Source organism: Paraburkholderia terrae (assembly GCF_002902925.1).
In the GTDB taxonomy this organism is placed as follows: domain Bacteria; phylum Pseudomonadota; class Gammaproteobacteria; order Burkholderiales; family Burkholderiaceae; genus Paraburkholderia; species Paraburkholderia terrae.
On the sequence record NZ_CP026113.1, the window covers coordinates 1,154,780 to 1,175,183 of the forward strand.

Annotated in this window: 14 protein-coding genes; all 14 read left to right on the forward strand. The window is 65.0% G+C overall.

The annotated features are described in order from the left end of the window. Positions 1-20 precede the first annotated feature (20 nt). Positions 21-1,517, forward strand: a complete 1,497-nt coding sequence (tssC, locus tag C2L65_RS34995; RefSeq protein ID WP_042306133.1) for a type VI secretion system contractile sheath large subunit — start codon at positions 21-23, stop codon at positions 1,515-1,517. Positions 1,518-1,562: 45 nt separating this feature from the next. Then, positions 1,563-2,057, forward strand: a complete 495-nt coding sequence (locus C2L65_RS35000; RefSeq protein ID WP_007740151.1) for an Hcp family type VI secretion system effector — start codon at positions 1,563-1,565, stop codon at positions 2,055-2,057. 118 nt (positions 2,058-2,175) lie between these two features. Beyond that, positions 2,176-3,015 (forward strand): type VI secretion system accessory protein TagJ, encoded by an 840-nt coding sequence (locus tag C2L65_RS35005; protein ID WP_042306132.1) that lies wholly within the window; start codon positions 2,176-2,178, stop codon positions 3,013-3,015. Further along, on the forward strand, positions 3,008-3,520 hold the full coding sequence (gene tssE / locus C2L65_RS35010) for a type VI secretion system baseplate subunit TssE (protein ID WP_007580069.1): 513 nt from the start codon (positions 3,008-3,010) through the stop codon (positions 3,518-3,520). Before C2L65_RS35005 ends, tssE begins: the two co-directional genes overlap by 8 nt. A gap of 4 nt (positions 3,521-3,524) precedes the next feature. Next, positions 3,525-5,402 carry a type VI secretion system baseplate subunit TssF gene (gene tssF, locus C2L65_RS35015; RefSeq protein ID WP_042306131.1) on the forward strand — a complete coding sequence of 626 codons (1,878 nt, stop codon included), beginning with the start codon at positions 3,525-3,527 and terminating at the stop codon, positions 5,400-5,402. Continuing rightward, complete coding sequence (tssG, locus tag C2L65_RS35020) at positions 5,387-6,466, forward strand: type VI secretion system baseplate subunit TssG (RefSeq protein WP_042306130.1); 1,080 nt, start codon at positions 5,387-5,389, stop codon at positions 6,464-6,466. Before tssF ends, tssG begins: the two co-directional genes overlap by 16 nt. 4 nt (positions 6,467-6,470) lie before the next feature. Continuing rightward, positions 6,471-9,170 (forward strand): type VI secretion system ATPase TssH, encoded by a 2,700-nt coding sequence (gene tssH / locus C2L65_RS35025; protein WP_042306129.1) that lies wholly within the window; start codon positions 6,471-6,473, stop codon positions 9,168-9,170. 43 nt (positions 9,171-9,213) lie between these two features. Further along, positions 9,214-9,603: a DUF4280 domain-containing protein gene (locus tag C2L65_RS35030; protein WP_042306128.1), complete on the forward strand. Its 390-nt coding sequence runs from the start codon at positions 9,214-9,216 to the stop codon at positions 9,601-9,603. A gap of 1 nt (position 9,604) precedes the next feature. Beyond that, positions 9,605-11,596 carry a type VI secretion system Vgr family protein gene (locus C2L65_RS35035; RefSeq protein WP_042306127.1) on the forward strand — a complete coding sequence of 664 codons (1,992 nt, stop codon included), beginning with the start codon at positions 9,605-9,607 and terminating at the stop codon, positions 11,594-11,596. Between the two features lie 33 nt (positions 11,597-11,629). After that, positions 11,630-13,411, forward strand: coding sequence for a type VI secretion system-associated FHA domain protein TagH (gene tagH / locus C2L65_RS35040; protein ID WP_042306126.1), 1,782 nt, complete (start codon positions 11,630-11,632; stop codon positions 13,409-13,411). 44 nt (positions 13,412-13,455) lie between these two features. Then, complete coding sequence (gene tssK / locus C2L65_RS35045; protein ID WP_042306125.1) at positions 13,456-14,790, forward strand: type VI secretion system baseplate subunit TssK; 1,335 nt, start codon at positions 13,456-13,458, stop codon at positions 14,788-14,790. 23 nt (positions 14,791-14,813) lie between these two features. Beyond that, positions 14,814-16,103: a DotU family type VI secretion system protein gene (locus tag C2L65_RS35050; RefSeq protein WP_042306124.1), complete on the forward strand. Its 1,290-nt coding sequence runs from the start codon at positions 14,814-14,816 to the stop codon at positions 16,101-16,103. Between the two features lie 43 nt (positions 16,104-16,146). Then, positions 16,147-19,674: a type VI secretion system membrane subunit TssM gene (tssM, locus tag C2L65_RS35055; protein WP_042306123.1), complete on the forward strand. Its 3,528-nt coding sequence runs from the start codon at positions 16,147-16,149 to the stop codon at positions 19,672-19,674. Next, positions 19,671-20,396, forward strand: a complete 726-nt coding sequence (gene tagF, locus C2L65_RS35060; protein ID WP_042306122.1) for a type VI secretion system-associated protein TagF — start codon at positions 19,671-19,673, stop codon at positions 20,394-20,396. Before tssM ends, tagF begins: the two co-directional genes overlap by 4 nt. The last annotated feature ends 8 nt before the right edge of the window (positions 20,397-20,404 follow it).

The following is a 20,404-nucleotide window of genomic DNA, read 5'->3' on the forward strand; positions in this document are numbered from 1 at the left end:
ACTAACAGTGGAGTCTGACCATGGCCGAACCCACCCCCGAAGGACAAGCCCAGCAGACCGAGGGCACGCTCGAGATGAGCGACTTCGCGAATCTGCTGCAAAAGGAATTCAAGCCGAAAAGCGATAAGGCAAAGGAAGCCGTCGAGACGGCAGTGCGCACGCTAGCGGAACAGGCACTGCGCGATACCGCCGTGATTTCCAACGACGTGCTGGTGACCATCGAGAGCCTGATCGCCCAGATCGACAAGAAGCTCAGTGAGCAGATCAACCTGATCATTCACTCGGAGGAGTTCCAGAAAGTAGAGAGCGCGTGGCGCGGTCTACATTATCTGGTCAACAACACCGAGACGGACGAAACGCTAAAGATTCGCGTGATGAACATTTCGAAGGGCGAACTGCACAAGACGCTCAAGAAATACAAAGGCACCGCCTGGGACCAGAGCCCGTTCTTCAAGAAGCTCTATGAAGAAGAATATGGCCAGTTCGGCGGCGAGCCCTATGGATCGCTGGTCGCCGATTACTACTTCGACAACAGCGGGCCGGATGTCGACCTGTTGACGCAGATGGCGAAGATATCGGCTGCCGCCCATGCGCCGTTCATCGCGGCCGCGGACCCGTCGGTGATGTTGATGGATTCGTGGCAGGAACTGGCGAATCCGCGCGACCTGACGAAGATCTTCCAGACACCCGAGCATGCGGCGTGGCGCTCGCTGCGCGAATCGGAAGACTCACGCTATATCGGCCTTGCGATGCCGCGCTTTCTCGCGCGTGCGCCGTACGGCGCGAAGACCAACCCGGTCGAAGAATTCGACTTCGAGGAAGATACCGCGGGCGCGGACAGCAGCAAGTACACGTGGGCCAACGCAGCCTATGCGATGGCGACCAACATCAACCGCTCGTTCAAGATGTACGGCTGGTGCTCGCGGATTCGCGGCATCGAGTCGGGCGGCGCGGTCGAAGGCTTGCCCGTGCATTCGTTCCCGACCGACGACGGCGGCGTCGACATGAAGTGCCCGACCGAAATCGCGATCAGCGACCGGCGCGAAGCAGAGTTGGCGAAGAACGGCTTCATGCCGCTCGTACACAAGAAGAACTCGGATTTTGCGGCGTTTATCGGTGCGCAGTCATTGCACAAGCCGGCCGAGTACGAAGATGCCGACGCGACCGCGAACGCGAATCTGGCTGCGCGACTGCCGTATCTGTTTGCATGCAGCCGCTTCGCGCATTACCTGAAGTGCATCGTGCGCGACAAGATCGGCAGCTTCAAGGAAAAAGATGACATGCAGCGCTGGCTGCAGAACTGGATTCTGCAATATGTCGACGGCGATCCAGCCCATTCCACCGAAGAGTCGAAAGCGCGCCGGCCGCTTGCCGCCGCTGAAGTCGTGATCGAAGAAGTCGAAGGCAACCCGGGTTACTACACTTCGAAGTTTTTCCTGCGTCCGCATTATCAGTTGGAAGGCCTGACCGTGTCGTTGCGGCTGGTCTCGAAGCTTCCGTCCGCCAAGGCGGCATGACGGAATTCCATTATCAGTGGTGAACCGATTTGATTGGAGAAGAACATGGCCGTCGATATGTTCATTAAGCTGGGCGACATCAAAGGTGAGTCTCAGGACAAGTCTCATAAGGATGAGATCGATGTGCTCGCGTGGAGTTGGGGGCTGAGCCAGAGCGGCACGATGCACCTGGGAACGGGCGGCGGTGCCGGCAAGGTGAACGTGCAGGACATATCGTTCACCAAGTACGTCGACAAGTCGACACCGACGATCATGCTGGCCTGCGCAAAGGGCTCGCACATAGACTCGGTCATTCTCACCGTGCGCAAGGCGGGGGGCGACAATCCGCTCGAGTACTACAAGGTCACGCTGACCGCGTGCCTGATCAGCTCGTATTCGACAGGCGGCTCGGGTGGTGAGGACCGCTTCACCGAGAACGTGACGCTGAACTTCGAACAGTTCCATGTCGAATATCAGCCGCAAAACGCGAAGGGCGCGAAGGAAGGCGGGGTCGTCGAGATGAAGTGGAACATCGTGAAGAACGATCCAACCAACGGCTAGCGGCAGCGTACCGCCGTGCCCGGGGCGTGTGGCGCGGCGGCACTGCGATGCCATGGCACAGGCGATGGCATCGCAGTGTGGTTCGGCAGCCTTGACCCGGCCTGACGGAGCGACTGACATGACGGCAGAAGAAAGCTTGCGCGAGGGCAATCTGGACGAATGCCTGCGCCTGTTGCAAATGCAGGTTCGCAACGATCCGTCGAAGGCGGCCCACCGCGTGTTCCTGTTCCAGCTGCTCGCAGTGCTCGGCGCATGGGACCGCGCGTTGACACAACTCAATGTGGCCGGCGACCTCGACGCCGCAGCATTGCCCATGGTTCAAATGTATCGCGAGGCGCTGCAATGTGAAGCGCTGCGCGAAGCAGTCTTCAGCGGTGCGCGTGCGCCATTGATTTTCGGCGAGCCGACCAGCTGGCTCGCGTTGCTGGTTGAAGCATTGCGGCTCGATGCCGCAGGCGACCACGCAGCGGCCGTGGCCGCACGCGAGCAGGCGCTCGGCGATGCGCCCGCCACCTCGGGCAGCGTGAACGGCGAACCGTTCGAGTGGATCGCCGATGCCGACACGCGGCTCGGACCGACGCTCGAAACGGTGCTCAACGGCCGTTACTACTGGGTGCCGTTTTTCCGCATCAAGCGCATCGAGATCGAAGCGCCCGTCGACCTGCGCGACCGGGTCTGGACGCCGGCGGTGTTCACCTGGGCCAACGATGGCCAGGCGGTCGGACTGATTCCAACGCGCTACGCCGGCACACTGGCCGAAAAGAAACATGCGCTATGGCTCGCGCACCTGACCGAATGGATTGGCGGCGATGCGGCAGACGCGCGCCCGGTTGGGCAACGCATGCTGACAACCGACGCGAACGACTACGCGTTGCTCGATATCCGCACGATCGAACTCGCGGTAGAGGCTCCGTCAGGCAGCGAGGGCGGCGCTGGCGCCGCGCCGGATCATGGCTGAGCTGAGCTCGCGTGACCGGCTGCAACCGTCGCTGCTCGACCGGCTGACCGACCACGAGCCCGAGGTCAAGCAGGAGGCGCGCGAACGCCGGGTACTGTCGATACGCGCACTGCGTCAGAGCGTGCAGCGCGATCTCGCGTGGCTGCTCAACGCGAACGGCCTTTCGTCGGTGCAGGATGTGTCGGGCTATCCGTATGTGAGCACGTCGGTGTTGAACTACGGCTTTCCCGATATCGCAGGCAAAACTGCCTCGGGTGTCGATCCGGCGAAGCTGGAAAAACACGTGCGCGATGCGATCTGGGCATTCGAGCCGCGCATCTTGCGCGAGACCGTGCGCGTGACGGCGATCCAGGTCGAAGAGACCACGGCCCAGCACAACACCGTGTCGTTTTTGATCGAGGGAGATCTGTGGGCACAGCCGTACCCGGAGCGACTCTATTTCAGGACTGAACTGGATCTGGAGGCCGGAGAAATCAGAGTGATCGACCAAAGCGGCGCGCGCTGAACACATGAACCCGGAACTGATCAAATACTACAGCGCGGAACTCCAGCACCTGCGGGAAATGGGCGGCGAGTTCGCCAAAGAATATCCGAAGATCGCCGGGCGGCTCGGGCTCGAAAGCCTCGAATGCGCGGACCCGTATGTCGAGCGATTGCTCGAAGGTTTCAGCTTTCTCGCCGCGCGCGTGCAACTGAAGATCGATGCGGAGTTTCCACGTTTCACGCAGCATCTCACTGAGCTTGTCTATCCGCACTATCTGGCGCCGACGCCGTCGATGGCCGTGGTGCAGATCCGGCCCGATCTGAGCAACTCGGGCCTCGCGGATGGGGTAAAGATTGCACGCGGCAGCGCGTTGCGCAGCCTGCTCGACAAGAACGGCTCGACGCGTTGCGAATATCGCAGCGCGCACGACCTGACGCTGTGGCCGCTCGAAATCGCCGACGCGAAGTTCTTCACGCATTCGGGGTCGCTGGGCGGCGCCGATATCGCGTTGCCGGCAGGCGTCAAAGCGGGCTTGCGGCTGCGCCTGCGCGCGACGGGTGGTCTGAAGATCAACCAGCTGAAGCTCGACAAACTGGCGCTCTACCTGCGCGGCACCGACTCGATGCCGACGCGCCTCTACGAGCGTCTCGTCGGCTCGGCGATGGGCGTCGTCGTGATGCCGGTATCGCGGCCCGCGACCTGGCACGCGCAATTGCCCGCGACGGCCGTCGCGCCGATGGGCTTCGCGGAAGACGAAGCGCTGCTGCCGATCAGCAAGCAATCGTTTCAGGGTTACCGGCTGCTGCAGGAGTATTTCGCGTTCGCAGCGCGTTTCATGTTCGTTTCGATCGACGGCTTGCAGCAGGCGCTGCGCCGCTGCGGCGACAACGAGGTCGAAGTGATCGTGCTGTTGAAGCGCGGCGACCCGATGCTGGAGCAGGCGGTCGACGCATCGAATTTCGCGCTCTACTGCACGCCCGCGATCAACCTGTTTCCGCGCCGGACCGACCGCATCGCGCTGTCGGCCGAGCAGTTCGAATACCACGTGGTGGCCGACCGCACCCGACCGATGGACTTTGAGATCTACCGGATCGAGGAGGTCACGGGCTATGGCGCAGGCGCGGCCGCCGAGCAGAAGTTCGAGCCGTTCTATCACGCGCGCGATCTCGGCGCCGGCTATGGCGCCGGCGCGTACTACCAGGTGCGCCGCGACAAGCGCGTGCGCTCGTCGCGCCAGGCCGAACGCGGACCACGCACCAGCTATCTCGGCAGCGAGACCTTCATCGCGCTCGTGGACGCGGCTAACGCGCCGTTTCGCGGCGACTTGCGCCAGCTTGGTTTGCAGGTGCTTTGCACGAATCGCGACCTGCCGCTTACGTTGTCGATCGGCGTTGGCGCGAGTGACTTCACACTCGACGTCGAGGCGCCCATCGAAAGCGTGCGCTGCGTGAGCGGCCCGAGCCGGCCGCTGCCGTCGTTTGCGCATGGCGCGGTCGCGTGGCGGCTCTTGAGTCACCTGTCGCTGAACTATGCATCGCTCGTCGATAGCGACGCGAAAGAGGGCGCCCGCGCCATGCGCGATCTGCTGAGCCTCTATTGCCCCGTCGACGATCCCGCGGCGCAGCGGATGATCGAAGGCTTGCATTCGATCGAATCGCATCCCGTCACGCGGCGTCTGCCCTGTGCCGGTCCGATCGTGTTCGGCCGTGGACTCGCGATCACGCTGACGCTCGACGACGCGGCTTTCGAAGGCGCCGGCGCCTTCTTGCTCGGCGCGGTGCTGTCGCACTACTTTGCGCAATACGTATCGATCAATTCATTCGCCGAGACGGTGGTCAGAACGCTGTCGCGCGGCGAGATCATGCGATGGCCAGCGAGGGTCGGACAATGCCGGACGCTCTGACCCTGCTGCGCGAGCTCGAAGCGCACGCCTACCGCTTCGATTTCTTCCAGGCCCTGAGGCTCATCGAGAACGCCTACCGGGACAAGCCGCGCATCGGCGAATCGCTGCGCCCGCGCGATGACGCGGTGCACTTTTCGCAGGAGCCCGAGCTGATCTTTCATCCGACCACGCTCGGTGAGTTGAGGCCGTGTCACGACGGACACGCGGCGCGGCTGGCGGTGAATTTTTTTGGTCTCATGGGGCCGCACGGTCCGATGCCAGTGCATCTGACCGAGTACGTGCGCGACCGCGCGCGCAATGCGAACGATCCCACCTTTGCACGCTTTCTCGATATCTTCCATCACCGGATGGTGTCGCTGTTCTATCGCGCCTGGGCCAATGCGCAGCCGACCGTGAGTCTCGACCGGCCGGAGCGCGACCGCTTTTCCGTTTATGTGGGCAGCACGTTTGGCCTGGGTGAAGCGGCGCTCCGCGAGCGCGACGCGGTGCCCGACTTCGCGAAACTGCATTTCGCCGGCTTGCTGTCCGGTCCGACTCGCCCCGCCGAGGGCCTGCAACTAATCCTTGCGCGCTTCTTCAACCTGCCCGTGCGCATCGAGCAATGGGTCGGCCACTGGATGGAACTGCCGCGCGACACGCTATCGCGCCTGGGCGCGCGGGACGGCTCGGCGTCGCTCGGCATCTCGACGCTGCTCGGCGCGCGCGTGTGGGATTGCCAGCACAAGTTCCGCATCGTCATCGGGCCGTTGACGCTCGCCGACTACGAACGCTTCCTGCCAGGCGGCGACAGCCTGCGGCGCCTCACCGACTGGGTGCGCAACTATGTCCGTGACGGCCTCGATTGGGACGTCAACCTGTGGCTCAGGCAGGAGGACGTGCCACGCCTCGCGCTGGGTCGCCGCGCCCGGCTTGGTTACACGAGCTGGCTGCTGAGCGGCCCCGCCGCGCAGGACCAGCGTCAGTTGCGGTTGCATCCCGCTTCGTTGTCCGGACGGCCCGCCGAGCCCACGCGTAGCGACGCACGGGCGAGCGAGCCGGCATCCCAACACTCACCGAAGGACTAGCAAAATGGCCGAAATCAAACGTGCAGCGTTGTTCGGCAAGCTGAACAAGCTGGCCTATCGCGCAATCGAAAGCGCAAACGTGTTCTGCAAGTTGCGCGGCAATCCGTATATCGAGCTCGTGCATTGGTTCCACCAGGTTCTGCAGTTGCAGGACTCGGATCTGCATCGCATCGTCAAGCACTTCGGCATCGAGCCATCGGCGCTCGCGCGCGATCTGACGGACGCACTGGACCGGCTGCCGCGCGGGGCAGGGTCGGTGGTGGATATTTCGTCGCAGGTCGAGGAAGCCGTCGAGCGCGGCTGGGTGTTCGGCTCGCTGCTGTTCGGCGAGTATCAGGTGCGCACCGGTCACCTGGTGGTCGGGTTGCTGAAGACGCCGTCGCTGCGCAACGGACTGTACGGCATCTCGCGCCAGTTCGAGCGGGTCAAGCTCGATCCCCTCGTCGAAGAGTTCGACAGCCTGCTCGGCGGCTCGCCCGAAGCGGGGATGACCGCGAGCGACGGTTCTCAGGCCGCGGGTGCCGCCCAGGCCGGCGACACCGGCGGCGCAGTGCCGCCCGCCGCAATGGGCAAGCAGGAAGCGCTCAGGCGCTTCACCACCGATCTGACCGAGCAGGCGCGCAACGGCAAGCTCGATCCGATCGTCGGTCGCGACGAAGAGATTCGCCAGGTGGTCGACATTCTGATGCGGCGCCGCCAGAACAACCCGATCCTGACGGGCGAAGCCGGGGTCGGCAAGACGGCCGTGGTCGAGGGCTTCGCGCAGCGCATCGTCGCGGGCGACGTGCCGCCTACGCTGCACGACGTGCAGTTGCGTACGCTCGACGTGGGCCTGCTGCAGGCGGGCGCGAGCATGAAGGGCGAGTTCGAGAACCGGCTGCGTCAGGTGATAGAGGAAGTGCAGGCCTCCGAAAAGCCGATCATCCTGTTCATCGACGAAGCGCACACGCTGGTCGGCGCGGGCGGGGCGGCAGGCACGGGCGACGCGGCGAACCTGCTGAAGCCGGCGCTCGCGCGCGGCACGCTGCGCACCGTCGCGGCGACAACGTGGGCCGAGTACAAGAAACACATCGAAAAAGACCCGGCGCTCACGCGCCGCTTCCAGGTCGTGCAGGTGCCGGAGCCGGACGAGACAAAGGCGATCCTGATGATGCGCGGCATCACGTCGACGATGGAAAAGCATCACAAGGTGCAGGTGCTGGACGAGGCGCTTGAAGCGGCCGTGCGCCTGTCGCACCGCTACATCCCCGCGCGCCAGTTGCCGGACAAGGCGGTAAGCCTGCTCGACACCGCTTGCGCGCGTGTCGCGGTGAGCCAGCATGCGACACCGCCTTCTGTCGACGACTCGAGAAAGCGTATCGCCGCGCTCGAAACGGAGCTGGAAATCATCGGACGTGAGACAGCGGTCGGCATCGAGACGGGCGAACGGCTTGCCGTGGCGACCGAGCGCGTGACGGCTGAACGCGCGCGTCTGACCGAACTCGAAGCGCGCTGGGAGGCGGAAAAGGAACTGGTGACGCGCATCCTCGATCTGCGCGCGCAATTGCGCAACGAAACCGGCAAGGTCGAAGGCGCAGCCGAAGCAGCCCCCACTGCGCCCGCCGATGACGCCGCACGCGAAGCGCGCCTTGCCGAACTGCGGGAGTTACAGGCGAAGCTCGCGGAACACCAGGGCGACGATCCGCTGATCCTGCCAACCGTCGACCAGCAGGCGGTCGCCTCGGTGGTGCAGGACTGGACGGGGATTCCCGTGGGACGGATGGTCCGCAACGAGATCGAGAACGTGCTGAAGCTCGCCGAGAACCTGAACAAGCGGATCATCGGCCAGGGCCACGCGACCGAGATGATCGCGCGGCGCATCCAGACTTCGCGCGCAGGCCTCGACAATCCGAACAAGCCTATAGGCGTGTTCATGCTCGCCGGCACGTCCGGTGTCGGCAAGACGGAAACCGCGCTGGCGCTCGCCGAAGTGCTGTACGGCGGCGAGCAGAACGTCATCACGATCAACATGAGCGAGTATCAGGAAGCGCATACGGTGTCGTCGCTCAAGGGCGCGCCGCCGGGCTACGTCGGCTATGGCGAAGGCGGCGTGCTGACCGAGGCGGTGCGGCGCCGGCCCTATAGCGTCGTGCTGCTCGACGAAGTGGAAAAGGCGCATCCTGATGTACACGAGATATTCTTCCAGGTGTTCGACAAGGGCTGGATGGAGGACGGCGAAGGGCGCGTGATCGACTTCAAGAACACGCTGATCCTGCTCACGACCAACGCCGGCACCGACCTGATCACGAACCTGTGCAAGGACCCCGAACTGATGCCCGAGCCTGAGGGCATCGCGAAGGCGCTGCGCGAGCCGCTGCTGAAGGTGTTCCCGCCCGCGCTGCTTGGGCGGGTGGTCGTGATTCCCTACTACCCATTGTCCGATGAGATGCTTGGCGCGATCATCCGTTTGCAACTCGGGCGAATCGAAAAGCGCGTGCGTGCAACGCACAAGATTCCGTTTTCGTATGACGACGACGTCGTGAAGCTGATCGCGAGCCGCTGCACGGAACTGGAAAGCGGCGGCCGGATGATCGACGCGATCCTGACGAACACGCTGCTGCCACATATCAGCAACGAGTTCCTCAAGCGGATGATGATCGGTGCGACAGTGTCGAGGGTGCAGATCGGCGCGCGCGACGGCGAGTTCGTCTATACGTTCGATTGAGCAGGCGGCCGGATCGGCCCGTTTCGTTTGACGGAGTATTCGTATGCCGCAACAAGTCAGCATGGGCGCGACGCTGCAGTGCTCGTTCGGCGCAGCGCCGTCGACGCTCGTCGTCCTGCCGGTGAATCGCGTGATGGGCGAGGGGCCGCCCGCGGCCAACATCATGGACCACGTGCCGCTCGTCAATATCATGCCGTTCGGCGTGTGCAGTTCACCCGCCAACCCGACGGTGGCCGCGGCGACGGCCGCGGCGCTCGGCGTGCTGACACCGATGCCGTGCGTGCCCGCGACGATGTCGCCGTGGGTGACGGGCGCGCCGACCGTGCTGCTCGGCAATCAGCCGTCGCTCGACAACGTATCGAAGTGCATGTGCAACTGGGGCGGCGTGGTCACGATCGTCAATCCGGCCACCGTCAAGACAATGATCCCGTGACATGACCAGCCAAGCCACCGACCGACACGTCACCGTCAGTTGCGCGCCTGCCGGCAGCGACCTGCTGTTTCTGCGCCTGACCGGCCATGAGGAGCTGGGCCGGTTGAGCGAGTTTCATCTGGACCTGCTCAGCATGAGCAACGACCTGAAGCCGGGCGACCTGCTCGGCCAGGACATCTCGGTGGCGATCGACTTGCCATCCGAAGGCGAGCGGCAGATCAACGGAATCGTCACCTCATTTCGCCTCCTCGCGCCCGGCGACAAGACCCGCAACCGGATGGCCCGCTACGAAGCGATGGTGCGGCCCCGGCTGTGGCTGCTCACACGGGCATCGCACTGCCGCTTCTTTCACGAGATGACGGTGCCCGACATCATCGCGAAGGTGTTGCAGGACTATGACGTCGACATGAGCAATAAATGCTCGGCGACCTATCCGTCGCTGGAGCATTGCGCGCAGTATCGCGAGACGGATTTCGCGTTCGTCAGCCGGCTGATGGAGCACGAGGGCATCTACTACTACTTCGAGCACAAAGGCGGCAAGCACACGCTCGTGATGACCGATTCCGCCGACGTCCATGCGTCGATCGATCATTACGCGACGATTTCATACGACGGATGGTACGAACCCGTGCAGGAGAAGGAGTGCGTCTATCAATGGTCGTCGGGCGCGGAGTTGCAGACGGGCAAGTACGAAGTCAACGAGTACGACTTCGAGAAACCGTCGTCGAGCAACCAGCAGGGCCTGCTGTCGCGCGCAACGAGGCCGAAAGTCTACGACCCGCCGGTGTACACGATGCAGGAGCATCTGAGCGGCCACATCGAGTCAAGCGACGGCGACCGTTATGCGAAAGTCGGCGTGGAAATACGCCAGGCGCGCAACGACAGCATCAGCGGGCGCACGAGCGCGCGCGGTGTGTGGCCAGGTGGGCTCTTCAAGCTGCAGGAACATGCGTGCGATGCGCAGAATCACGACTACCTGGTGGTCAGCGCCGAGTACGAAATCAACACGGACACCTACGTCTCGACGTACACCGATCACGCGGCGCTGCCATTCTTCGATTGCAGCTTCACCGCGCTGCGCAAGGAGAACCAGTTCCGCGCCGAACGCATGACGCCGCGCCCCGTCGTCGCGGGCCCGCAGACCGCGATGGTGGTCGGCCCTGACGGCGACGAGATCCTGACTGACAAGTATGGCCGCATCAAGGTGCAGTTTCACTGGGAGCAGTTCGCGCCGCCGTCCGATGCCAGCGAACGGATGAAGCGCTGCTGGGTGCGCGTGTCGCACAGTTGGGCGGGCAAGCGCTGGGGCACGTTCTTCATTCCGCGCATCGGCCAGGAGGTGCTGGTCGATTTCATCGAAGGCGATCCGGACCGGCCGCTCGTCACCGGCTGTGTGTACAACGCGAACACGATGCCGCCCTACGACCTGCCGGCGAACTCCGCGCTCTCGACGCTGAAAAGCAACTCGACTAAAGGCGGCGGAGGGTTCAATGAAATGCGCTTCGACGACACGAAGGGCAGCGAGCAACTGTTCTTTCATGCGGAGAAAGACCACGAAACGTGGATCAAGAACGATACGCTGGCGAATGTCGGCAACGACCGGCATCTGAAGGTCACGGGCAACGAATTCATCGCGGTGACGGGCGCGCGGCACGACGCCGTGACGGGTGACCGGAACGCAAAAGTGGACGGCAACGATTCGCTGAACGTCAGCCAGAAGCTGCAGGAAAAAGTCGGCATGGACTACGCGCTCGATGCGGGCATGAATGTGCATATCAAGGCCGGCATGAATGTCGTGATCGAAGCGGGCGTAAGTATTACGCTGAAGGCAGGCGGCGCGTTCGTGGTGGTCGGGCCCGCGAGCGTCGCGGTATCGGGCACGCCGATCCTGTTGAATTCCGGCGGTTCGGCCGGCTCCGGCAGCGGCTCGTCGCCGACCGCGCCGACTGCGCCGAAGGACGCCGACGATGGCACAAAGAAGCTCAAATCATGACGCGATGCTTGGCCATTGGGGCCGGGGAGACAAGTGAACGATCCGATTCTTTCGTTGCGCGTCGCGCGCTTCAATGACGAGCCGGTCGCCGAGCCGATCGCGGTCGAGTTCGGCCCGACAGGCGGGACGATTGGCCGCGCGACCGATTGCACGCTGGTGTTGCCCGACCAGCAGCGCGCGATTTCGCGCGTGCATGCGCGGATCGAATTCCGCGGCGGCGAGTATCTGTTGTGCGATCTCGGCAGCAACCCGAGCGTGCTGAACCAGCGCGCGCTGGGCGGCACGCGCGAAGCGCGGCTCGCGAACGGCGACCGTCTGATGATTGGCACCTATCTGCTCGAAGTGACCATTGCGGAACGCGTGGCGGGAGCGCGCAGCGTGACAGGCCTGGCCGATCCGCTGGCAGCGGTGAAGGTGCTCGGCGGACCGTTGCCCGCCGATGCGCAAGGCGACCCATTTGGTCTTGGCTCGCTAGATCCTCTCGGACAGCCCGCGTTCGGCGAACGCGCGGGGATTGCGTCGGGGCCGCGCTACGCGGGTTCGGAAAGCGATCATGTCGCGCCGGAGTTTCAGGCGTTCTCCGCGCCCGTCGCGGCGCCGCGTACGCCGGCGCCTGCCCCTGCGCCGCCCATCGTGCCCAATGCGGCGACACCGTCGCCCTCCGGAATTCCCGCTGATTACGATCCGCTCGCGGACGTGCTCGCGCAATGGGAGAAGCCGGCGCAGTCCGGCGGCGTGCATACGTCGCCGCTGTTTGCTCCGTCGCCGTCTGCGCCGTCCAATGCGTCCGCGTTTGCGTCGAACGTTGCGCCAGCGCAGGCACCCGCGCCGCCGGTTCCCGCGTCGCAAAACGGGCCCACTGGCTTGCCCCAAAGCCTGCTCGATGGTTCCGGCGGTGGCGCGGCAACGCCGTTCGATGATCTGCTTGCGCCATCGTCGGCCCCGCTCATTCCGGAAGATCTCACCGAGATCGCGCCTGCTTCTTCGTTGCCTGATGCTGCACGGTTTGCTCGCGTCGCGCCTGTACCTGCACCTGCTCCCGCGCCTGCTCCTGCGCAGCCAGCGGTGCAGCAACCATCGCCCACGCAACGCGAACCCGAGCCGGCCCCCGCTGCGATGGCCGCGCCAGCCCCCAAGGCAACCGCGCCCGCCGTCCAGCCTGAGCCGGCGCCGCCGCGTGGCCCGATTGCGAATGGCGACACATTCGCGGCGCTGCTCGAAGGGCTCGGCCTCGACCCTTCGCGCGCGCCGAACCTGCCGCCCGCCGAACTCGCGCGACTGGTCGGCATGATGCTGCGCGAGGCGCTGCGCGGCACGATGGCCGTGCTGCGCGCCCGTTCGATGACCCGGCGCGAAGCGCGCCTCGACGTCACGCTGATCGTTGCGCGCGACAACAATCCGCTGAAGTTTTTTCCCGATGTCGACAGCGCGCTCGCGCAGATGCTCACGGGCCGTGGCGCGGGTTACCTGCCGCCCGCCGAAGCGCTGGAGCGCGCGTTCGACGACATCGAGTCGCACGAACTGGCCGTGATCGTCGGCATGCGCGCGGGGTTGGCCGAAGTGCTGGGCCGCTTCGATCCCGCCAGCATCGAAGCCCAGTTGAAAGCGGGCGGGGTGATCGACAAGGTGTTGTCGAACCGCAAGGCGAAACTGTGGGACCTGTTCGTCGACAGACAGGCAGACGTCGCGCGTGAAGCAGAAGACGATTTTCAGAGACTGTTCGGCAAGGCGTTCAACGATGCGTATGAGGCGCAGATCGACGCGCTGCACGCTGCGCGCAAAAGCGGCAAGAAGGACCCCACTAGCCACCACTGACCCCTTCTCATCACGAGAAGGCCACGAGAAAGACACGAGAAAAAATGTCCTGGAACAGCAAAGTCATCTGGTCGGAGGGGATGTTCCTGCAGCCGCAGCATCTGCAGCAGCACGACCGTTATCTGCAGACCCAGCTGGAAACACGGGCTGCCGGTCTGCGTCCGTACAGCTGGGGGCTGACCGTGCTCGAGATCGACGAGCAACTGCTCAAGCTCGGCAAGGTCGCGCTGCTGTCGTGCGCCGGTGTGATGCCCGACGGCACGCCATTCAATCTGCCCGCCGACGACGATCTGCCCGAACCGCTCGATATCCCGGAAGGCACGCGTAACACGCTGGTCGCGCTGGCGCTGCCGGTGCGCCGTCCGGGCATTGCCGAGACGGGCAACGAAGCCAGCGAGGAAAACTTCGCGCGGCATGGCGTGGCCGAACTCGAAATCGGCGACAGCAACGATCCAAATGCCGCGCCGGCGCTGATGCAGATCGGCAAGCTGCGCGTGCGGCTCGCACTCGAACCGGACGTCGCGAATGCGTATGCGGTGCTCGGCTGCGCGCGCGTCGTCGAGCGGCTGCCCGACAACCGCGTCGTGCTCGAGAACGACTACAGCCCGCCGTGTCTCGACTACCGGGTCGGGCGGCGTCTCGCCGCGTTCGCCGACGACCTTGTCGGCCTGCTGCACCAGCGCGGCGAGGCGCTCGCCGCGCGTCTCGCGCAGCCGGGTGTGACGGGCGTCGCGGAAGTGTCGGACTTCCTGCTGCTGCAACTGATCAACCGCCACGAACCGCTCGCCGCCCACCTGTCGACGATGACGGGCCTGCATCCGGAAGCGCTGTACCAGATCGCGGTGCAACTCGCGGGAGAGCTCGCAACGTTCAGCCAGCCGACCAAGCGCCCGCCCGCGTACCCGGTGTACCGGCACGACCGGCTGCGGGAAACCTTCGCGCCGGTGATCGACGATCTGCGCGCGTCGCTCAGCATGGTGATGGACCCGCATGCGGTGCCGATTCCGCTCGAAGAGCGCAAGTTCGGCCTGCGTGTGGCCCTCGTGCCGGACAAGAACCTGTTCGCTTCGGCGACCTTCGTGCTGGCCGTCCGTGCGCAGATGCCGGCCGAGCACATCCTGACGGGCTTCGCGCCGCAGGTGAAGATTGGGCCGGTCGAGCGCATTCGCGATCTCGTGAACCTGCAGTTGCCCGGCATCGGGCTGCGCGCGCTGCCTGTCGCGCCACGCCAGTTGCCGTTTCATGCGGGGTTCACGTACTTCGAGCTCGATCGCGGCAACGACTTGTGGAAGCAGTTCGCGACCTCCGCCGGCATGGCGTTGCACGTCGCGGGCGACTTTCCGGGGCTGGCGATGGAGTTTTGGGCCATTCGCCGCTGATGCATTGATCGAGGACACTCATTGTGACTCCTGACGAACCACGTGGCCCACTCGAGGATCCTGGCGCGACGATTCTGATCCCGACGCCCGGCGGCGCGCGTGCCGCTTTTGTCGCCGCAGCGGCGACCGCGGCGCCGATCTCGCCGCTGACGGGCGGCCTCAATCCGTTGCTCCGCGCGGCCAATCCGCTGCTCGAGCTGGCGGTTCCGCTGCGTCAGTTGCCGACCCATCCGAACGTCGAAGAGTTGCGCACCCAACTGATCCAGATGATGCGCACCTTCGAAACCCAAGGGCGCGCGAGCGGCATCGACGACGAGAAACTCGGCGCATCGCGCTACTGCCTGTGTACGTTCCTCGACGAGGCGATCTCGAGCACGCCGTGGGGCGCAGGGATGTGGGCGAGTCGCAGCCTGCTCGTGACGTTTCATAACGAGGCGTCGGGCGGCGAGCGCTTTTTCCTGATCCTGCAGCGGCTCGCGCAGAACCCCACCGGGAATGTCGATGTGCTCGAGCTGATCTACGTGATTCTCGGACTGGGCTTCGAGGGCCGCTACCGGCTGATCGACGGTGGCCGCACGCAGTTGGACACGATCCGCGAGCGGCTCGAAACGATGATCCGCTCGCAACGGGGCGCCGCCGAACGCGATCTGTCGGTGCATTGGCTGCCCGTCAAGGCCGAGCGCAAGCCGCTGTTGCAACTGGTGCCGCTGTGGGTCGCCGCCGCGATCGCCTGCGTGGTGCTCGTCGCCGTGCATCTGGTGCTGAGCCTGCGCCTGAACGACGAGTCCGATCGCGTGTTCGCGGCCTTGCATGGCGTGCGCGTCGCGCCGCAGCCGCTCGCCGCGAAAGCCGCGCCGCCGCCGCCCGCGCTCGCGCCGAAGCTGTCGCAGTTCCTCGCGCCAGAAATCGCGCAGGGGCTCGTGCGTGTCTCCGAACTGCCGGATCGGACCGTCGTCGAGATCAAGGGCGATGGGCTGTTCGCGTCGGGCAGCGCGGAGCTCGAATCGGCATATATGCCGTTGATACAGCGCATAGGCGATGCGCTCAAGGACGTGCCCGGCAACGTCGTCGTCGCCGGACATACGGACAACCAGCGGCTGCTGTCGGCGCGTTTTCCGTCGAACTGGCATTTGTCGCAGGCACGCGCCGATGTCGTCAAGGACATGCTCGCCGCACGCACCGGCACGCCGGGGCGTTTCGTAGCGGAAGGCCGCGGCGACACCGAGCCGATCGCGCCGAACGACTCGCCTGCAAACCGCGCGAAGAACCGCCGCGTCGATATCACCATACTCGCGCCGGGGGCGGCATCGTGAGTCCGCTCGCCCTCCGTGTGCCGCACCTTGAAGGTGGTTGCTCATGAAACTGCTTGGCTGGTTCATGCGGCCGATCGTGCTGTCGTTTCTCGGCGTGCTGGCGCTTGCGCTGATCGTCTGGATCGAAGGGCCGTTGCTGGCGTTTGCGGGCAAGGCACCGCTCGAATCGGCTGCGAGCCGCTGGATCCTGATCGCGGTGCTGTTCGCGCTGTGGGTGCTCTACTGGGGCGTGCGCTGGCTGCTCGTGCGGCTCGCAAACGTGAAGTTCACGCGGGTGGTCGCCGAGGAGGCGCCGCAGCCCGGCAGGAAAGAATCGGAAGCCGATGTCGCCGCGCTGAAGCAGCGCTTCGACGAGGCGATGACGATCCTGCGCAAGGCGCGCGTCAAGGGGCGCTTCGGTAGCCAGTACGTCTACCAGTTGCCGTGGTACATGTTCGTCGGCGCGCCCGGCACCGGCAAGACGACGGCTCTGCTGCATTCGGGCCTCAAGTTTCCGCTCGCCGAGCGGCTTGGCAAGCAGGCTGTGGGCGGTGTCGGCGGCACGCGTAATTGCGACTGGTGGTTCACCGACGATGCCGTGCTGCTTGACACGGCCGGTCGCTTCACGACACAGGACAGCTTCGCCGAAGCGGATCAGGCCGCATGGGGCGGCTTTTTGCAACTGTTGCGCAAGTACCGGCCACGGCGGCCGCTGAACGGTGTGATCGTCGCGCTGTCGGTGCAGGATCTGCTGCAACTGTCCGACACGCAGCGCGCGGTGCAGGCAGGCGCGGTGCGCGAACGGCTCAAGGAGTTGTACACCCGTCTTGGGATGCGCTTTCCCGTCTACGTTGTCGTGACGAAGTGCGACCTGCTGGCCGGGTTCGCGGAATTCTTCGATGACCTCGGCCGTGACGAGCGAGAACAGGTGTGGGGCGTGACGTTCCCTTACGTCGCGCAGGGCGGCCCGGACGAAGCGCTGGCGACGTTCCCCGGCGAGTTCGCCGCGCTCGAGAAGCAGTTGCAGGCCCGTGTATTGCACCGTATGCAGCAGGAGACGGACACGCGCCGGCGTGCGCTCGTGTACGGTTTTCCGCAGCAGTTCGCCGGCCTCGAAAACATGCTGACGGGCTTCCTGCAGGAAACGTTCAGCACGTCGCGCTTCGATGAGGCGGCGCTGCTGCGCGGCGTCTACTTCACGAGCGGCACCCAGGAAGGCCGGCCGATCGACCGCGTGATGAGCGCGGTCGCGTCGGCGCTCGGCTTGCAGCGTCAGGTCGTGCTGCCGGACCCGGCAAGCGGACGGGCGTACTTCATCACGCGGCTGATGCGCGACGTCATTTTCCAGGAAGCCGGGCTGGCGGGGACCAACCCGAAACTGGAGCGTCGCCGCACGTGGCTGCAGCGCATCGCGCTCGGTCTGATCGGCATTGCGGTGGTGCTCGCGCTGGTGCTGTTCTTCGTCAGCTATCAGCGCAACCGCGCTTATATCGCCAATGTCGAGCAGCATGTAACCGAACTGCAGAAGCTCGCGCAGAACACCCGCGCGGGCGACGACCCGCTCTTGCTGCTGCCGTTGCTCAATGCCGCGCGCGACCTGCCTGGCGGCTACGCGGATCGCAACAAGAGCGTACCGTGGCTCTCGCGGCTCGGGCTGTACCAGGGCGACAAGCTGGGCCTCGAAGCGCAGGCGAGCTACCGGCGTCTGCTGAAGCAGACTTTGCTGCCGCTCGTCGTACACAGGATGGAAGACGAACTGCGGCGCGGCGACGCGAACAATCCCGACTTTCAGTACGAGGTGCTGCGCGCGTATCTGATGCTCGGCGATTCGGCCCACTTCGACGCCGATTCCGTGCGGCTGTGGGCTGACATCGACTGGCGGCGCGGGCCGTTGAGCAATGCGAGCGACGATCAGCGCAACGACATCGACGGTCATCTCGCGGCGCTGTTCCAGCCCGCGCAGTTCGACGCGTCGCTGCCGCTCGACAAGGATCTGATTGCGCAGGCGCGCACCACGCTTGCGAAGATGCCGCTCGCGCAACGCATGTTCAACCGCGTCGCGCGCGATCTTGAGCAGGCGAAGCTGCCGCCATTCAGCGTCGCTGCCGCGGCTGGTCGCAACGCGTCGCTGGTGCTTGTCAGAAAGAGTGGTGCGCCGTTGACGCGCGGCGTCTCCGGTGCCTATACGCGGGCGGGGTATCAGAAGTTCGGCCAGTTGCGCGACGAGGCCGTGATCGATGTCGCGAGAGACAACTGGGTGCTCGGTCGTGAGGAATCGGTGCTGACGCCGAACGGTATCGACGATCTGAAGTCGGCGATGACGCAGTTGTACTACGACGAGTACATCAAGCAGTGGGACGCGCTGCTGGCGGATGTCGCCGTGGTGCCGTTCGATGGCGTGGAGAAGGGCGCGCGCGTGGCGAACGTACTCGCCGCGCCCGATTCGCCGTTGAAGGCGTTCATGCTCGCTGCCTCTCAGGAGACCACGCTCGGCACCGTTAAGACGGGTGGCTCGCTGGTCGAACAGGGCGTTGGCGCGTTGGGCAACAAGCTCGATGCGGTGAAGAAACGGCTCGAAAACGCGCTCGGCAACCAGCCAGATGATGCGGCGCCGCCGCCCGCGCAGGTCAATCCCGTCGATGCGCACTTTCAGGCGCTGCACGACCTCGCGGGCAAGCCGGGTGCAGCGGGCCCTGTGCCGCTCGATACGCAGCTCGCGGCGCTCAAGGACGCGGCGTCGTATCTCGAAGCGTCCGACGCGGCGCGCAAGCAAGGACTGCCTGCGCCGCCGGGCGACGCGCTGAACAAGCTGAAACTCGTCGCGCAGGGCGCGCCCGCTCCGCTTGCGGGCATCGCCAACGACATCGCGAGCGGTGGCTCGATGCTGATGGTCGGCGGCGAACGTGCGCGTTTGAATGCGTTGTGGCAGGCCAACGTCGCGCAGCTTTGCCGGCAGGCGCTCGATGGCCGCTACCCGCTGGTGCGCGGCTCCAACCGGGATGCAGCGCCCGACGACTTCAGTCGGATACTCGGGCCAGGCGGGTTGATCGACGACTTTTTCCAGAAGAATCTGGCCACCCTGGTCGACATGTCGGGGCCGCAATGGCGCTGGCGCACGGGTGCCGATTCGCTCGGCATTCCGGCGGACGTGCTCACGCAGTTCCAGCGGGCTGCGCAGATCAGGGATGCGTTTTTCCGCGCGGGCGGGCGCGACGTGTCGGTTCGCTTCACGCTAAAGGTGCTCGACATCGATCCTGCCATCGACCACGCCACGATCGATATCGACGGGCAGCAACTGGTTGCCGCCCATGTGGATCAATCGATGGTGTTCCAGTGGCCAAGCGGAAAAGGTACGGGACAGGCGCATGTGGATTTCGACCCATCGGGGGATTCCGCGCGGGCGGATGGACCGTGGGCGCTGTTGCATCTGATGGACAACGCGCGCTTGCAGCCGACCGCGCAAGCGGACCGCTTCAAGATGACCTTCGAATCGGACGGACACCCGCTCGTGCTTCAGCTTGACGCGAGCAGCGTGACGAATCCGTTCCGTCGCGGGGTGTTCGAGCAGTTCCGTTGTCCTGACCGGTTATGAGCGGATTCGTCGGCGAGGGGCCTGGTTTTTTCGGCAAGGTGCGCACGCATGGGGACTTCGTGACGCGGCGCTTGCCGTCCGAATTCATCACGCCGTGGGATGCGTTTTTGCAGCAGGGCATGTTGTTCGCGCAGCGATGGTTCGACGCACAGTGGTTGCCCGTTTACCTGAATGCGCCGATCTGGTGTTTTGCGCTCGGCGCGGACGTGTGCGGTGAGTCGGCGTGGGCGGGTGTGCTGATGCCGGGTGTCGACCGGGTAGGGCGCCACTTTCCGTTCACGCTCGCCGCGCCGCTCGCGCGCGACGATACCGCGAACTGGCTGAGTGGCGCGCAGGCCTGGTACGACGAGGCCATGCGACGCGCGCTATCGACGCTCGACGCAGACTTCGTGCTGGAGCGTTTCGATGCGCAGCTCGATGCGTGGGGGCCTTTGACGGCGGCGCCAGCGCAAACGCCTGTGCCTGCGTGGCGGCTGTATCCGGTGGAAGAGGAGGGACACGAATCGAACGAAACGGAACAGGCTGCCGGCGCCCCCAATCGCTTCTCCGCTTTGCTCGCGCTGTACGTCGCGGCGGGATCGGGCGCGTGGTGGACGGAAGGGTCGAGCGCGGTGCCAGCGTCGTTGCTGGCAGGGACGGGCTTGCCGGATGGCGAGCGTTTTGTCGGGCTGCTCGATAAGGCGCGCAGCGGCTGGCGGTCGGTTGTCGAATTACGGTTGTGAGAACCGCT

Excerpts from the sequence above, each read along its gene's own strand:
- tssC (WP_042306133.1), top strand. The coding sequence starts at position 21 with ATGGCCGAACCCACCCCCGAAGGACAAGCCCAGCAGACCGAGGGCACG.
- C2L65_RS35000 (WP_007740151.1), top strand. The coding sequence starts at position 1,563 with ATGGCCGTCGATATGTTCATTAAGCTGGGCGACATCAAAGGTGAGTCT.
- C2L65_RS35005 (WP_042306132.1), top strand. The coding sequence starts at position 2,176 with ATGACGGCAGAAGAAAGCTTGCGCGAGGGCAATCTGGACGAATGCCTG.
- tssE (WP_007580069.1), top strand. The coding sequence starts at position 3,008 with ATGGCTGAGCTGAGCTCGCGTGACCGGCTGCAACCGTCGCTGCTCGAC.
- tssF (WP_042306131.1), top strand. The coding sequence starts at position 3,525 with ATGAACCCGGAACTGATCAAATACTACAGCGCGGAACTCCAGCACCTG.
- tssG (WP_042306130.1), top strand. The coding sequence starts at position 5,387 with ATGCCGGACGCTCTGACCCTGCTGCGCGAGCTCGAAGCGCACGCCTAC.
- tssH (WP_042306129.1), top strand. The coding sequence starts at position 6,471 with ATGGCCGAAATCAAACGTGCAGCGTTGTTCGGCAAGCTGAACAAGCTG.
- C2L65_RS35030 (WP_042306128.1), top strand. The coding sequence starts at position 9,214 with ATGCCGCAACAAGTCAGCATGGGCGCGACGCTGCAGTGCTCGTTCGGC.
- C2L65_RS35035 (WP_042306127.1), top strand. The coding sequence starts at position 9,605 with ATGACCAGCCAAGCCACCGACCGACACGTCACCGTCAGTTGCGCGCCT.
- tssK (WP_042306125.1), top strand. The coding sequence starts at position 13,456 with ATGTCCTGGAACAGCAAAGTCATCTGGTCGGAGGGGATGTTCCTGCAG.
- tssM (WP_042306123.1), top strand. The coding sequence starts at position 16,147 with ATGAAACTGCTTGGCTGGTTCATGCGGCCGATCGTGCTGTCGTTTCTC.
- tagF (WP_042306122.1), top strand. The coding sequence starts at position 19,671 with ATGAGCGGATTCGTCGGCGAGGGGCCTGGTTTTTTCGGCAAGGTGCGC.